13 protein-coding genes and 1 riboswitch are annotated in these 13,525 nt (G+C 45.3%); of the genes, 3 read left to right on the top strand and 10 right to left on the bottom strand.

The genetic code is table 11. The features are described 5' to 3' along the window. Positions 1 to 158 precede the first annotated feature (158 nt). Positions 159 to 330: riboswitch (Lysine riboswitch) on the top strand. A 59-nt stretch (positions 331 to 389) separates the two neighbouring features. Together ACRRSW_RS09270 and ACRRSW_RS09275 are read left to right on the top strand one after the other, a co-directional pair. Continuing rightward, positions 390 to 1,958 (top strand): Na+/H+ antiporter NhaC family protein, encoded by a 1,569-nt coding sequence (locus ACRRSW_RS09270; RefSeq protein ID WP_432459183.1) that lies wholly within the window; start codon positions 390 to 392, stop codon positions 1,956 to 1,958. Positions 1,959 to 2,001: 43 nt separating this feature from the next. Then, complete coding sequence (locus ACRRSW_RS09275; protein WP_432453492.1) at positions 2,002 to 2,586, top strand: thymidine kinase; 585 nt, start codon at positions 2,002 to 2,004, stop codon at positions 2,584 to 2,586. Between the two features lie 21 nt (positions 2,587 to 2,607). Here ACRRSW_RS09275 and ACRRSW_RS09280 read toward each other — a convergent pair whose 3' ends face one another. From ACRRSW_RS09280 to ACRRSW_RS09295, 4 genes are all read right to left on the bottom strand, one after another. Next, the gene (locus tag ACRRSW_RS09280; protein WP_432453491.1) at positions 2,608 to 2,988 is read right to left on the bottom strand and encodes a MerR family transcriptional regulator; all 381 of its coding nucleotides are present in this window, start codon (positions 2,986 to 2,988) and stop codon (positions 2,608 to 2,610) included. A 100-nt stretch (positions 2,989 to 3,088) separates the two neighbouring features. Next, a complete protein-coding gene (locus tag ACRRSW_RS09285; RefSeq protein ID WP_432453490.1) occupies positions 3,089 to 4,345 on the bottom strand; it encodes an outer membrane protein transport protein in 1,257 nt (418 codons plus the stop codon). 442 nt (positions 4,346 to 4,787) lie between these two features. Beyond that, a complete protein-coding gene (locus ACRRSW_RS09290) occupies positions 4,788 to 5,507 on the bottom strand; it encodes a DUF3379 domain-containing protein (protein ID WP_432453489.1) in 720 nt (239 codons plus the stop codon). Beyond that, positions 5,500 to 6,066, bottom strand: coding sequence for a sigma-70 family RNA polymerase sigma factor (locus tag ACRRSW_RS09295; RefSeq protein WP_432459184.1), 567 nt, complete (start codon positions 6,064 to 6,066; stop codon positions 5,500 to 5,502). Before ACRRSW_RS09295 ends, ACRRSW_RS09290 begins: the two co-directional genes overlap by 8 nt. 142 nt (positions 6,067 to 6,208) lie before the next feature. On the opposite strand from ACRRSW_RS09295, the gene ACRRSW_RS09300 reads away from it, so the two are divergent. Next, positions 6,209 to 6,493 (top strand): YfcZ/YiiS family protein, encoded by a 285-nt coding sequence (locus ACRRSW_RS09300; RefSeq protein ID WP_432453487.1) that lies wholly within the window; start codon positions 6,209 to 6,211, stop codon positions 6,491 to 6,493. Between the two features lie 7 nt (positions 6,494 to 6,500). Here ACRRSW_RS09300 and ACRRSW_RS09305 read toward each other — a convergent pair whose 3' ends face one another. Genes ACRRSW_RS09305 through ACRRSW_RS09330 form a run of 6 tightly spaced genes read right to left on the bottom strand, consistent with a single transcriptional unit; the run spans position 6,501 to position 13,373 of the window. Continuing rightward, entirely contained in the window at positions 6,501 to 8,111 is a 1,611-nt protein-coding gene (locus tag ACRRSW_RS09305) for a BatD family protein (protein WP_432453486.1), read from the bottom strand. After that, a complete protein-coding gene (locus ACRRSW_RS09310) occupies positions 8,112 to 9,968 on the bottom strand; it encodes a vWA domain-containing protein (protein ID WP_432459185.1) in 1,857 nt (618 codons plus the stop codon). Then, on the bottom strand, positions 9,968 to 10,972 hold the full coding sequence (locus ACRRSW_RS09315; protein ID WP_432453484.1) for a VWA domain-containing protein: 1,005 nt from the start codon (positions 10,970 to 10,972) through the stop codon (positions 9,968 to 9,970). The genes ACRRSW_RS09310 and ACRRSW_RS09315 overlap by 1 nt, the downstream gene beginning before the upstream one ends. After that, a complete protein-coding gene (locus tag ACRRSW_RS09320; protein ID WP_432459186.1) occupies positions 10,965 to 11,510 on the bottom strand; it encodes a DUF4381 domain-containing protein in 546 nt (181 codons plus the stop codon). Before ACRRSW_RS09320 ends, ACRRSW_RS09315 begins: the two co-directional genes overlap by 8 nt. After that, positions 11,503 to 12,417, bottom strand: coding sequence for a DUF58 domain-containing protein (locus ACRRSW_RS09325; RefSeq protein ID WP_432459187.1), 915 nt, complete (start codon positions 12,415 to 12,417; stop codon positions 11,503 to 11,505). The genes ACRRSW_RS09320 and ACRRSW_RS09325 overlap by 8 nt, the downstream gene beginning before the upstream one ends. Then, positions 12,417 to 13,373 (bottom strand): AAA family ATPase, encoded by a 957-nt coding sequence (locus tag ACRRSW_RS09330; RefSeq protein ID WP_432453481.1) that lies wholly within the window; start codon positions 13,371 to 13,373, stop codon positions 12,417 to 12,419. The genes ACRRSW_RS09325 and ACRRSW_RS09330 overlap by 1 nt, the downstream gene beginning before the upstream one ends. Positions 13,374 to 13,525: the final 152 nt, after the last annotated feature.

Below are 13,525 nucleotides of genomic sequence, written 5' to 3' on the forward strand. Positions count from 1 at the left end.
TTAGCTTTATTTAATCGACATCTAAATTTTAATTAGATCTATGCGCTTGTCAATTATGTCTTTATAAATAATGAAATGAATATTTAAATAGGTCGCTTTTTCCTTTTAAAGTTTAGGTTGAAAATTCTGTATATAAGGGTAAAATCCAGCTCCTAACGCTAGTATGTAGAGGTGCTCTGACCAAAAGTAGTGCAAAATGGGGTGATGCCATTGGTTTTGTACAAAAGGGGTCAGTGCCGAAGTAATAGGTGCTATCAACGCCGATTGCTGGTGCAGTATTTAATAGATGCTGCATTGTCATAGTAAAAACTATGGAGAGCTACAGGGTTTTTAGCTGCATCAAGTGCGGCGGGCTCGGTTTGCTCTCAGAAATAATAGACCGAGAAGCCATGCAAACACTTTCTTATTCAGATTCTTTATTGTCAATTTTGCCGCCAACTATTGCCTTATTAGTGGCGCTAATAACCCGTCGCGTTATTACCGCCCTATGCTGTGGTATTTTAAGTGGTGCATATTTGCTCAGTGACTACTCCATTAATGATAGTTTTGTTTATCTATCTCAACTAGCTGTAGGCTTGGTTTGGGATGAGGGCGAAGCTAATTTCTGGAATTTGCAAATCATTCTGTTTTTATTATTGCTGGGGGGGATGACCAGTTTAATGAGTGCAGCTGGCTCCACTCAAGCCTTTGCCGAATGGGCAAAACGAAGAATTAAAACTCAGCGCCATGCCACCATCGCCACTGCTTTATTAAGCTTTGTGGTATTTGTGGATGACTACTTTCATAGTTTGGCGGTTGGCAGTGTCGCTCGTCCGCTCACCGATCAGGCGGGCGTCTCGCGCGCCAAGCTTGCTTATTTATTGGATTCCACTGCGGCGCCGGTATGTGTATTGATGCCTTTATCGAGTTGGGGCGCTTATATCATTGCTTTGGTTGGAGGCTTGTTAGTCAGTCATGGAATCACCAATATTACGCCCTTAGCGGCTTTTGCTACCATGATTCCCTTAAATTTTTATGCAGTATTTGCTTTGCTAATGGCCCTAACTGTCGCTTATTTTAATCTGAATATTGGTCCCATGAAGCAACATGAAGATGCGGCCGCGGCGGGGCAGTTATTTGACCCAGCCAAGGGCACGCCACCAGGCAGCATAAACCATGACTTTCAAGCGAGTAATGGCTCACCTTTAGGCTTGGTATTACCGATCATCATATTAACGTTGGTCACTTTTAGCTGTTTTGTTGTAACTGGTGCTGCAACTATTGAATCGCAAGTCTCCTTTAGCCTGTTACTGGCATTGGAAAATACAGATGTTACTTTATCGCTGGTGATTGGAGGTGCTGCCGCATTGTTGCTAAGTATGGGCTTTGCTGCCAAACAGAGTTTAAGCCTGCAGCAGATTATTAATGCTCTCTGGCTTGGTATTAAAGCGATGAGCCCGGCGATTGCTATTCTGTTGTTTGCTTGGTCAATTAGTGGTGTGATTGGTGATATTGAGACGGGTAAATACTTGGCCTCGAGACTCACTGGTTCGATAGATCCAAGCATGTTACCAGTGTTGCTGTTTATTCTTGCTGGTGTGATGGCTTTTGCTACGGGTACCAGCTGGGGGACATTTGGTATTATGCTGCCCATTGCTGCAGACATGGCGGTGGCCAGTGATGTGAGTCTCATATTGCCGATGTTGTCGGCGGTGTTATCTGGGGCGGTTTTTGGTGATCATTGCTCGCCGATTTCGGATACCACTATTTTGTCATCGACAGGTGCTGCCTGTCATCATTTAGACCATGTGGCGACTCAACTTCCCTATGCTTTATTAGTTGCATTGATCAGCATTGCTAGTTACATCGTGATGGGAATCACCGGAAATGTGATGGCGGCCTTATCGATTGGTCTAGGCTTATTTGCTATCTCCACCGCGGGTTTATATTATCTGCAGCAAACACCTGTCAAAGCTTAAAGGCTAGGCAGATCGAACAATAATTTTAGGGACTTTGTTGTAGATGGCTTCATTACATTTTAAATATGCGGCAATGAATTCGGGAAAATCGACGCAATTAATTCAGGCTCATTTTAATTATCAGGAGCGAGGCATGAACCCATTGGCTTTGCTTCCTGCAATGGATACAAGAGATGGTGAAGGGATCATCAAGGCTCGAGTCGGCTTGTCACTGCGTGCCGAAACTTTTTGCACACAACAAGATCTGTTTGAATTAGTACTTACTAAACAGCGCCAACAGTCTTTAGATGTGGTGATAGTTGACGAAGGGCAGTTTTTAAGTCGCGCTCAAGTCTACCAACTTGCAAACGTTGTTGATGAGCTAAATATACCAGTCATGGTTTATGGTTTGAAAACGGACTTTTTAGGGGAGTTGTTTGAGGGGGCTTATCATCTGTTATGTTTGGCAGATAAACTTGAGGAACTGAAAAGTATTTGTTGGTGCGGCAACAAAGGGCATTTCAACGCCAGAATAGATCTCAATGGACAGGTGGTTCATGAAGGTAAACAGATCGAAATTGGTGGTAATGAGCGTTATGTCTCTTTATGTCGTAAGCATTTTATTCAAGGGAATGCGGGAGAGCATTAAGGCTTATTGATCTTTGGTGGGTCATTTAGAGAGTGCGTCGTGGCAACGGCGCTCAGCAGATTTAAGTTCCATTAATACAACTTGAATATCTTCTAATTGCTGCAATAAGCTGTGTTTTCTCGATTTTATTTTTTCGATCAATTGCAATACCTCATCACTGTTATTTAGTTTGGCATCGTAAAGATTAAATAATTCTCTGATTTCACTTAGCGAAAATCCTAAACGTTTACCTCTTAAAGTGAGTTTGAGTCTTAATTTGTCATGTTTGTTATAGAGACGTTTGTTGCCAAGGCGCTGTGGCTCAAGCAATCCTTGGTCTTCATAATAACGAATACTGCGGGTACTAATGGCAAATTCTTTGGCAAGTTCACTTATGGTAAATAATGTTGAGCTACGACTCATGTTTCCTCTGTTAACGGTTACTTTTCGAGGGGAATTAACGGGCTTGCTCAAGCCTCAGTAAAAGGTAGCCAGACTTAACTGACTACCTAAATTTAAATGTCTAGAAGCTATGGTTATATTGCATCGCAAAGATGTAAGCATCGCCTTTTGAGATAAATTCTACACCTTCTTCGTTAAAGCCACCTTCTTTACCTTGTATATAAGTAAACCCGGTATCGAAGCTACTGTACTCACTTAAGCTATAGGTAAATCCTAGTCCGTAATTGTAGCGATCATTATCGGGGATGCTGATGGTTTTATGAGTGCGCGAAGGACTTTGGTCGTAAGCCATTCCTGCGCGTAACTGCCATTGTGGGTTCAGGTACCAAGTGCCACCAAGTGCAAGTCGATAAGAGTTACTAAACTTCTCGTCTTTTTGCAACATCGTCGTGCCTTCAGAGTTGGTTGCTCTGATCTCCTGAAAGGTGCTCCAACCGGTCCATAAGTAGCTGTAATGAATTGCAAAGGCCTGATTTAATCGGTGATATCCAGAGAATTCAAAAATGTCGGGCAGGTTCAGGGTGAGCTCTCCCGGGATCACTTGTCCCCCAGTACCATAGGGGTTACTACTTAAGCCTTCAGGGATCTCTGAAAAGTAATCCCCGTCAAAGTCCAAGTCGACTTTAGAACGATAACTCACTCCAAAACGGTGGTCTTGATTAATTTCCCACATTGCACCAATGTTCCAGCCATACCCCCAACCATCACCCTCTACTGAGGCTGCGGTACCCGTCGCGGGAAAGGGACTACTACTACTGCCAAAGTTACGGATCAGCTTGGCGGTACCGTAAACAGCATTTACGCCGGCGCCAATGCTAAGCTGGGAATTAATTCGATAAGACACATTTGGGTTAAAGCTCATTGTCACCAGTTCGGTGTTACCACCGATCTGACCTGCAGCATAGTCACTGGGGTATTCGGTTGAAAGCCCAAAATTGGTAAATAGGCCAACTCCCCAAGCCCACTTGTCATTCAAGGGTTGAATGAAATATCCAGCAGGGACCAGTGCACTAGGAGCGACATCTTGATTGCTTAAGGCATTATCAAGACTAGCTACGCCATTGTTACCTTTTACATAAACGTCGGGCGAGATGTAGCTGAGCGCTCCGGATACGGCAATGCTGTCAAACATCGACATGGCTGCTGGATTACGAGCGAGAACTGCAGCATTGTCGGCGATTGCAGCTTCTCCGGCAAAAGCGCGGCCTAAACCGCTTGCGGAGTGTTCAACTAACTGAAAACCTGCCGCGTGTATCTGTGTTGCGGTTAGTGCACTTGATGCGGTGATAAGCGCGAGTGGCAATATCCTTATCTTCATCGTTTCCCTCTCTAATACGGCAAAAGTTTATCGTTATGGGTCTTGGTTAAGCTTTGCTTATCTATTTTGCTCCATTTTTTCAGGCTAAAAACGGTTTAGCTGAACTTTTAAAGCAAACAAACACCGTGAATGATTGTTTGCTTAAGTCGCATTCTTCGACCCTACTTGCTCTGTTTTGTATCAAGCGCTGACAAACAGTTGCAAATAATCTCGAAAGATAAGCAGGCCTCTAGTGAGCTGACCTCTGACCAGATTAAGAGAAAATGAACAAAATGTTAAGCTGATGTTAATTGAGAATGTTAAAAGTTGGAGCTAACGCACAAAGTTAAACAAGTGTTTGATAATGATATTGGCCGATGTGGAGTGCTTGAGCTTGCCTCAATAAAAGAAATACTTCTAATAAAATAGTAAGTTAAGCTGAGTTCTCAGCTTAACTTGATGACTAAATCGATTGATTAAGGTCTTGAGTTAAAATTTCTACCGATTTTTCTATTGGTTCGTTGCGCTCACCAACCACGACTAAGCTGGCGTTTTGTAAGCGGGTGACGGTGCCGCGCATCTTTTTGTCAGCAAAATTTTCTTCCATCGCTAACTCTGTGGATTGAGGAACCACAAAGACATTAATGTTCGAGCCCATCTTGCCTTTCATCACCATATGAAAGGCTGGGCTGCCACCATAGGAGCAATGATTCACATAAACCACTTCACCGGGCAGTTGTTTAAAACTGGCTCCGTAGCGTTCAAGCTTGGCATTTACGGTTTGCAGGGATGGCTGCTCATCGACCCCGTTAATAAAGGGCATTTCTTCGTAAACATGGTTCAGGGCTATTTGCCCAATGTCTCCGGGAGCGGTTGTGTGCCAGTTTATCAAGCTAAAACTTAAACCCAGAACAAAGGCGACAGAGGCGGCCATTGCCATATGGAAGCGGGTTTTACGGCGGTAACGCGATTGTGAATCGTCAAAACTCTGGCGTAAAATGAGCCGTTCAGCAAGTCCTTCTGGAACCTCCACGTTGAAAGCTTGTTCCAGTTTATTTTCGAAGTGCTGCATTTCGTCATAAAGTTTTTTGTTTTTAGCCGTTTGATTGGCTTCCTGAATGAACGCTTCATCACGCTCACGAGGATTGGTATACAGCTGGCGGCGGAATTCTAGCTCATCCATTACTTTGTCCTCGATTTTGGTTATCTTCTAAGGCGTCTTTTAACTGATTACGCGCACGGAATAAGCGAGTCATAACGGTGTTCTTATTTAGCTCTAACATCTCGGCGATTTCATCTCCATTAAACCCGCCGATGAGTTGTAGTAGCAAAGGCTCTTTATATTCCGGTGCGAGTTTATCAATTTGTCGCCTTAACCACTCATTTTCAATTTGTTGCTCACTCGAAAGTGAGTGGGCATCAGTGACCGAATGGTCTTCAATATCCACTAAGTTCAATTGCTTACGTTCAAATCGGCGTGCATTTTCACGTCGCAATATAGTGATCAACCATGATTTAGCGGCCTTTTCATCCTTTAAACTATCGAGCGAACGCCATGCTCGGAGAAAAGTCTCTTGCACAATGTCTTCAGCGATATGTTTGTCACGAACTAACCAGTAGGCGTAACGGTATACATCTCGATTGTATGCCTGAACGAGGGCTTCATAACGTTTTTGTTTTGTTTGCATACCCGATACGACCGAGGCACTAGGATTTTTCTTTCGAAAAAAATTAATTTGCATGTAAATTCCTAGATAATACCTTACCTACTAATCTGTTATGATGACTCACAATAAAACATCCGAGGCTCATGTTATCGTCGCTCCAGTTTCCATGTAGATGGAGTGTTATAACTAAGGCTGACCGTAAAATAAAGGAAAATAGATGAAAACTAAGTTAGAAGAATCTAAAACTTGCTGTTGTGTCGATGTTGGCGCAGTGATTGATGGTGAAGACTGTAGTGTTGTGTTAGAAGAATTATTCGCCGATAAAGCTCAGGCAGAAAGTCGTTTAAATCTGCTGATTGAAAAAGCGCGTAAGGCAGAGTCAGATCCTTGTGAGATAACGAGTGAATTCACAGAAATAGAAGGTGGTGTTCAACTTAATGCATCATTTACCTTCTGTTGTCAGGCAGAAAGCCTAATTTTTCAATTAGGCTTAAACCGCTAATTGTGATTCATGGATTGAGCGAGGCAAGTGATTGATGGGCTTGCTTTGCTTGATTTTCTAGCGTGTTTTTCATAGCTAAGCAACGCTGATAGTAGTCCTTTAAATCTAAGTCTGGTTGATTCTCTTTGCCCCAGTTGATCGCGCTCAGCTCTGCTTGTAGATCCGAAAACTGTTTTGTAAGCTGTTGTTGGCTTACCCAGCGATTTAGCATCTGTTCGGCTAGTTGTGTTTGATTTTGTTGGCAGTATGAGCTAAAGCTTGACCATGAGTCTGAGGGCTGCTCTTTGGCTTGAGTGTGTCGGTCTTTAGAGACCTTATGCTTATGACTCTGTGGTTGATAACGCCACCAAATGAAAATGAGCGCAGCGAGGGTGCTTAACCACGCCAAGGCAAAGAACCAAGTCCATAATGACGTCTTACTCGCTCGCTCGTCGCCCTGTGCTGTGGTGATGGCGCTGGTCGTGCTTGCGGGTGGCATCGAGTTAAGTTGGCTACTCATTGGTGCTGGACTCACTTTAATTTCTCGTTTCTCAATTTCAGCATAGGCGAGCTTATCTTTACTTAGGTCCCACCACGGCAGCTTCCATGCGGGTAGCGTTAATTGGCCACTATTGATGGGGATGAGCGCTACGTGCAGGGTACGCTGCGCAAAAACGATGCCGTCTTTAACGATGGTTCTATCTTGATAGGGTTCGGGGTATACCCGAAAATTATCACCATAATCGAGTTCAATCTCTGGGAGTTGTTTTTCGGTGATACCAGCGACGGTGAGATTAATGATCCGAGTAAAGGCCTGGCCTTGTTGGTAGTCACTTTGTAGCGGCTGAACTTCTTCGCTGAGTAGCAAATCGCTGGACGGTAGCCAAGTTCCAGGAAAGTTAGCTGGCGGTGGGTTTACCTTGAGTGATAGGTTTTGCGCTTCAATATCAATAGGTCTGGTACGATAGTTTCCATCATTAACCAATCCGCTTAAATGTGCCCCTTTGATGTCAAATTGACCTGCCTTTTCTGGGGTGATCAGCCATTGTCGGATCAAGGTTCGATAGCGTTTTCCATCGACGATTTCTAAGTCTTGTTTGTCATCCCCTAGTTTGTCTATTTTAGCGTTTAGCATGTTAGGGGCAATAATGTTGGCTTGGTCTAAACTATTCGCGACCCAAATTTTACTGGTATAGCGAACCGGTTGTCCTAAGTAGACTTGGTGCTGGTCGATGCTGACCTCCATGCGCACTTGATCGTTACTGGGATCTAGTTTGTCGATAACTTTAGCTTTTAATTTAATGGGAATGGTCGCTTGTCCGCCAATCGTAAAGGAAGGGATCAAATAACTACCTTCTTCACGCACCAACAGGGTGGTCGTCCAGCGGGTTTGGGTGGAAGACTTTCCGTTAATACTGGTGTGTTGGCGGCCAGTTGCGGTGCTACCTACCACAAAGTTTTGTCTTAGCAAGACCGACGGGTCAAATTCGTTAACTGGCAGAGTATCATCGGCAACAACCTCTAAAGTAAAGGCTTGGCCTACTGCCACAGGGTTTTGACTGACTGAGGCGGTGACTTTAGTGGTGGCATAACTGCTAAAGCTAAGTAAAAGAGTGAATAGTAAACTGAGCGCTTTCACTTACCAATTCTCCTGATTGTTGCTGGGTTGGCGACGACGTTTTTGATATTCGAGGTACATTTTGTTTCGTAGCAGCAAGCTGGGATCATTGGGTAGTGTATTGAGCCATTGCTGTAACTCTTTTTGGTCGAGCGTTGCTTGGTCTTGGGCATTTGTCGGATGAGCCTGCTGCGCTGTTGATGTTTCTGTTGGTTGTTCTTCACTGGCTGGTTGCTCTGCTGCTGACTGTTGGGGCGAGTCTTGGTCCGCCTGTTGTGGATCTTGTTCTGTTTGTTGCGCGGCTGTTTGTTGTTCGGTCGATTCTGACTCGGAGGAAGACGAGGACTGTTGCGGCGTTTGTTCAGATGACTGCTGCTGGGCCTGCTCTGAGTCTTGAGCTTGCTGGTCTGACTGTTGTGCTGATTGTTGCTGTTGCGACGGTTTAGATTGCTCAGAATCTTGCTGTTGCTGTTGCTGTTGCTGTTGCTGTTGCTGTTGCTGTTGCTGTTGCTGTTGCTGTTGCTGTTGCTGTTGCTGTTGCTGTTGCTTTAATTTTTCGATTAAAGCCTTATTCTCGGCCGCTTCAGGGAATTTAGGCTGCAAACTTAAGGCTTGCTGATAGGCGTTAATGGCTTGTTGATAATCACCCAATTGGGCAAGCGCATTACCTTGATTAAACCAGCCTGTGGCGCTATGGTCTTGCGCAAATAGCTGTTGGGCTTGCTGATATTTCCCGGCTTTGTAGAGTGCCGAAGCTTGCCATTGTGGATCGCGAAATTGTTCTGCGGCTTGCTGATAGTCACCTTGCTCGAAAGCCTGTTGTGCTTGTTGAGCTTGATTTTGCCATAAATCGATGGCGAAACTGGTTTTGGGCACGCCCAAGCAGGTGATGAATAAACAAACCAAAAGTAGGTCTGCGCGCCGGAGGTTGAGCAACAGCAATAACATGATTAACGGCAATAGCAGATAGCCAATATCTTTGCGGCCTTGCGTTTGTTGGTTAGCACTTTGCTGTGAGTTCGCTTCTCGGTGACGTAAGGATGCTAAATTTTCAATGTCGCTATTATCGGCACTGATAAATTGGCAAATACCGCCAGTTTGCTGGCATAAGGGGAGGAAGTTTTCGGCCTTTATTTCTGGGATCACAATGCTGCCGTATTGATCCTTAAGCATGCTGCCGTCTTCTAAGGGAATGGGGGCGCCTTGTTCGGTGCCTACCGCCAACATCGAAAAACGCAAGTGCTGTTTTTTTAGTATGTTCAGACTATTTTGTATTTGCTGTTCACTTAGACCATCGCCAATTACCACCACATCACCTTGGTTATATCCCGCTTGCTGGATCAATTCGGCAGCTTTACTTAAAGCAAGGGGCAGCATGGAGCCATGCACTGGCATTAATTCTGGTTTTAAATGTGGCACCAAGTTGGCTAAGGTATTGCTATCACTACTCAAGGGGCTCAGCACAAAAGCATCGCCAGCGTAGGCGATTAAAGCGGTCTCGCCGTCTCGCCATTGTTTGAGTAGATCGAGGGCTTTAAACTTCGCTAGTTCGACCCGGTCGGGTTTTACGTCACGGGCGCGCATCGAGTAGGACATATCCATAATTAATACCCGGGCGCTGCCATCTCGATAGAGCGGGATATTATCTGTCACGATACTGGGTCCAGAGAGACTGATAATAATGCAGCCCAATAGACTCGCTAAATGCCATTGTGAGTGTTTTGTATGGCTGGGTTTACTGAGTAAGTATTTCGCCATACCGGGGCTCAATAGTTGTCCCCAAGCCGATGATTCTCGACGTTGTTTGTTGATTAACAATCCCAGTAATATGGGACTAAGCAGTAACCACTCGGGGCGTAAAAAGCTAAGTGACCACACTAATTTGGCTCCTTGAAGTGAAAGCGGCGATTGAATATTGGACGGGCCAGCATTGCCAACAATAGGATGATCACAAAGGCAAGCGGCCAATAATATAACTCGTACTGTGGCCGGTAATATTGCTGAGCTTCAGAGATTGGATTGAGTGCGCCAATGGTTTGATAAATTTTCGCCAAATCTTCGCTGCTGCGTGCGCGATAGTATTTACCGCCAGTGAGTTTGGCGATTTGTTGCAGGGTGGCTTCGTCTAAGTCATGCGAAGGATTGACTTTACGTGTTCCAAACAAAGTTTGTTGGTAGAGTTCGTCGGCACCAATACCAATGGTATAAATCACCACTTTGTTTTTTGCTGCAATTTCAGCCGCTTGTATAGGCTCAACGGTGCCTGAAGTATTTTGGCCATCGGTTAGCAAAATTAATATCCGCTGTTCCGCGGGATGATCCATGAGTTGCTTGATGCCTTGACCAATCCCCTCGCCGATGGCGGTTCTATCACCCACTAAACCATGAACTAGCTCATCGACTTGAGTAAGTAAGGAATCTAAATCGAAGCTTAAGGGGGAGGCGAGGTAGGCGTGGTCTGCGAATAAAATCATGCCAATTCGGTCACCATGGCGCTGATCAATGAATTCTTTTAATAGGTGTTTTACGACCGTTAAACGGTCTACGCTTTGCCCCTGTAATTGCATATCTTGTACTTGCATGCTTCCCGACATGTCTACCGACAATAGTAGGTCTCGACCTTGTTCGTTAATCCCTTGCGTTTGTTCATCTAACCAAACCGGACGGGCGAGGGCGACCACTAAGCAGCACCATACCAGCCATTTAACGCCTCGCTTTAAGCGGGAGATTTGCGGCTGGAATACTACTTGTGTTTGGGCATATGGAAGGCTGGTATTGAGCAACTGTTCCACTTGACCTTGTTGCTGGGCTGGTCGATTTCGCTCGATCAGCCATAACAGTGGTAAACATAGGAAGGCATAGGGCCACAGGAATTCAAACATTACTCGCCTCTTTACGACTGGCTTGGTTGGTGATTCCCAAAGGGGGTGAGATTTTACCTGTCAATAAAGTTGCCCAACTGAGCGGAGGAGCAACGTGTTTTAACCAGTACTCACATAAGTGCAGGGTTGCAGGTTCCAAAGCGATAGTTTCTGCGGTATAGAGTTGTCGCTGCCATTCAGCCTCTAAGGCGGTAAACTTACCGGGGGCGCGGGTGAGTTTGCTATCTAAGAAAGCTAACCAAGCCTGGCCTGTGAGAGAGGCGACCTGATGTCGTGGAAAATAACTAAGGGCCACCCGCTTCATTAGGATATTTAGCTGGACCAAATCGATGCTGGGATAGCTTTTTAATTCACGCAGCGCGGTTCGGCGCGTGCTGGTGAGTGTCCAATAGCGCCAGCTAATGAATAATAGGAGTGCAATAACTACCAGACTTAAGCCTGCGACCAACCACCAACCAACAGCGGGTAAACCGGTTTCCAATTGGCTGGGCAAAATAATATCTTTGAGTGCGGCGAGGGGATTGTTTTGCTCAGGCATAGTCTTGCCACTCTAAGGCTGTTGAAAAGTGCTGATGAGGAATTCGAGCTTGCTGTAACATGGCTTGAATGTGTTGCTGGCGTTGACTCGCTCGCTGTTGATATTGCTCCCGAAAGGCTTTGTTATTCGGCTGCAGGTAAGCACTCGAAAGCCCTCGGTTCACTTTTAATTGTTGAGCGCCAGATGTGCTGGGTAGGGCTTGCTCCAGTGGATCGCTGATTTGCCAGGCAAATACTTGATTGTGGTTAGACAAACGTTGGAGTTGCAGCGCGGCGTCTTGGTCAAAGTGATAAAAGTCGCTGATAAGATGCACCTGATAACCAGTTTTAACTAGCTGGCATAGGGTGTCTAGGCTCGTATTCGGTTCCGACGGCGCTAATTGGGCGTGATTGAGCTGTTCAAATTGATGATTGTGTTGCTGGCAGATCACTTGCAATTGATTCAACCAGTGGCTTTTACTGGCGGCGGGTTTTTCATTGTGGCTGTGTTGCCCAAGATGCAACATCATGGCTACTCGCTCACCTAGGCCTTGGGCATACCAGCCCAAACAGGCAGCCAGTTCACTGGCAAATACTGACTTTAATTTATTGCCGCTGCCAAAATACATTGAATGCGATAGATCTAAGAAAATAAACACCGGATGTTCTCGATCTTCCCTAAACAGCTTGGTATGAGTCTTCCCCGTTCGTGCAGTAACTCGCCAGTCGATACAGCGAATATCATCGCCCGGTTGATAATGCCGAACTTCATCAAACTCCATGCCTCGTCCGCGAACCTTGCTTAAGCGGTTGCCATGGCGATGACTGGTAATCTGCCGCCATGGCGGCAGATTGAGATGCAGGGCGCGGGCCTCAATTAACTGCTCAATTGCCAATGTCACCGGTGACTGACGATTGATTTTATTCATTAAGCAAAGGCCACCAATTCGAGTAAACGAGCAATGACAGTATCAGCTTGGATCCCTTTTGCCTGTGCTTGATAGCTGAGTAATAAGCGATGTCTAAGCACTGGGTAGGCGAGTTGTTGGATATCTTCTGGGCTGACAAAATCTCTTCCGTGTAACCAAGCTCGTGCTCTGGCTGCTCTGGCAAGGGCAATACTGGCTCGCGGGCTGGCACCAAATTCCAACCATTGACTAAATTCGTCGGTATAGCGTTCTGGTTGGCGAGTTGCGACCACTAAGTCAACAATATATTGAGTGAGGGAGGGGGCGATATGCACTTCGAGAATAGCACGACGCAGGGCAAATAGTTTTTGCTGGGTGAGTGCTTCTGGTTGACGCAGATGAACCTGCTTGGCTTCACGCTCGGTGAGCTGCAAAATTTTCAATTCTGTTTCTGCATCAGGATAGCTCAAGCATAACTTAAACATAAAACGGTCGAGTTGCGCTTCGGGAAGCGGGTAGGTCCCTTCTTGCTCAATCGGGTTTTGGGTGGCCATCACCATGAATAACTTCGGTAGCGCATAGCTTTTACTGCCTACGGTGATTTGTTGTTCAGCCATGGCTTCTAACAATGCCGATTGCACCTTAGCAGGGGCGCGGTTAATTTCATCGGCGAGCACTAAATTATGGAAAATAGGCCCTTTTTGAAAACTGAAGCTCGCGGTTTCTGGATGAAAAATGTCGGTACCAGTTAAATCTGCGGGTAATAAATCAGGAGTAAATTGAACCCGGTGAAAGTCACCTTCAATACACTCCGATAAGGCTTTGACAGCTCGGGTCTTTGCCAGTCCTGGAGGGCCTTCAACCAGTATGTGACCATCGGCGAGTAGGGCGATAAGTAGTTGATCAATAAACTCTGTTTGGCCAACAATGCTTTGATTAAGATAATCGCGAATGGCTGATAAATTGTTATTGCTCATTGCATCCTCTAAATTGTCTGTCGCTTGCGGATAATAAAGCACTCTTGCTTAGGTCTCAAAAAATTTCCTTTAAATTTGGTAATTTAATATCAGTTTTAAGCGCTTGTTTGAAATTTGTAAATAAAAGGTTAATATACTGTCGTGAGGTCTGA

The organism is Agarivorans sp. QJM3NY_25, from assembly GCF_050870875.2.
Taxonomy (GTDB): domain Bacteria; phylum Pseudomonadota; class Gammaproteobacteria; order Enterobacterales; family Celerinatantimonadaceae; genus Agarivorans.

Bases quoted from the DNA above. Each gene is read 5' to 3' on its own strand.
- ACRRSW_RS09270 (WP_432459183.1), top strand. From the start codon at position 390: ATGCAAACACTTTCTTATTCAGATTCTTTATTGTCAATTTTGCCGCCA.
- ACRRSW_RS09275 (WP_432453492.1), top strand. From the start codon at position 2,002: ATGGCTTCATTACATTTTAAATATGCGGCAATGAATTCGGGAAAATCG.
- ACRRSW_RS09280 (WP_432453491.1), bottom strand. From the start codon at position 2,988: ATGAGTCGTAGCTCAACATTATTTACCATAAGTGAACTTGCCAAAGAA.
- ACRRSW_RS09285 (WP_432453490.1), bottom strand. From the start codon at position 4,345: ATGAAGATAAGGATATTGCCACTCGCGCTTATCACCGCATCAAGTGCA.
- ACRRSW_RS09290 (WP_432453489.1), bottom strand. From the start codon at position 5,507: ATGGATGAGCTAGAATTCCGCCGCCAGCTGTATACCAATCCTCGTGAG.
- ACRRSW_RS09295 (WP_432459184.1), bottom strand. From the start codon at position 6,066: ATGCAAATTAATTTTTTTCGAAAGAAAAATCCTAGTGCCTCGGTCGTA.
- ACRRSW_RS09300 (WP_432453487.1), top strand. From the start codon at position 6,209: ATGAAAACTAAGTTAGAAGAATCTAAAACTTGCTGTTGTGTCGATGTT.
- ACRRSW_RS09315 (WP_432453484.1), bottom strand. From the start codon at position 10,972: ATGTTTGAATTCCTGTGGCCCTATGCCTTCCTATGTTTACCACTGTTA.
- ACRRSW_RS09320 (WP_432459186.1), bottom strand. From the start codon at position 11,510: ATGCCTGAGCAAAACAATCCCCTCGCCGCACTCAAAGATATTATTTTG.
- ACRRSW_RS09325 (WP_432459187.1), bottom strand. From the start codon at position 12,417: ATGAATAAAATCAATCGTCAGTCACCGGTGACATTGGCAATTGAGCAG.
- ACRRSW_RS09330 (WP_432453481.1), bottom strand. From the start codon at position 13,373: ATGAGCAATAACAATTTATCAGCCATTCGCGATTATCTTAATCAAAGC.